The organism is Alteromonas genovensis (assembly GCF_010500895.1).
Taxonomy (GTDB): domain Bacteria; phylum Pseudomonadota; class Gammaproteobacteria; order Enterobacterales; family Alteromonadaceae; genus Alteromonas; species Alteromonas genovensis.
In genome coordinates this window covers 1-687 of the sequence record NZ_JAAAWO010000034.1, presented here as the reverse complement: position 1 = coordinate 687, position 687 = coordinate 1, and the positions used below count along the sequence as shown (strand labels likewise).

At 49.1% G+C, this 687-nt stretch carries 1 rRNA gene; it reads right to left on the bottom strand.

Annotation, left to right across the window (positions count from 1 at the left end):
- A 23S ribosomal RNA gene (locus tag GTQ48_RS17465) occupies positions 1 to 687 on the bottom strand; the annotation flags it as partial.

The window sequence follows — 687 nt, the reverse complement described above, 5'->3', positions numbered from 1 at the left end:
TTAGTATTCTCTACCTGACCACCTGTGTCGGTTTGGGGTACGGTTCATATAATCATAAGTTTAGAAGCTTTTCCTGGAAGCAGGGCATCAACAACTTCACTCCCTTGGGAGCTCGTCTCGTGTCTCGGCCTTGGAATTCCGGATTTACCTAAAATTCCAGCCTACACACTTTCACTTGGACTACCAACGCCAAGCTTGCCTAGCCTTCTCCGTCCCTCCATCACTGATTATACAAGTACGGAAATATTAATCCGTTTCCCATCGACTACGCATTTCTGCCTCGCCTTAGGGGCCGACTTACCCTGCCCTGATTAGCATGGGACAGGAAACCTTGGTCTTCCGGCGTGGGAGTTTTTCACTCCCATTATCGTTACTCATGTCAGCATTCGCACTTGTGATATGTCCAGCAAGCTTTACAACTCACCTTCATCCACTTACACAACGCTCCCCTACCCAGAGGACATCCTTAACCCCACTCCACTGTGATAAACGCTTTACCAGCAGGCCGCTTCGCGACGTTGCTGTTAGCTTTCATCATAAATGAAGTTAAGTGATGTCCTCTGCCGCAGCTTCGGTATATTGCTTAGCCCCGTTACATCTTCCGCGCAGGCCGACTCGACTAGTGAGCTATTACGCTTTCTTTAAAGGGTGGCTGCTTCTAAGCCAACCTCCTAGCTGTCTATGCCT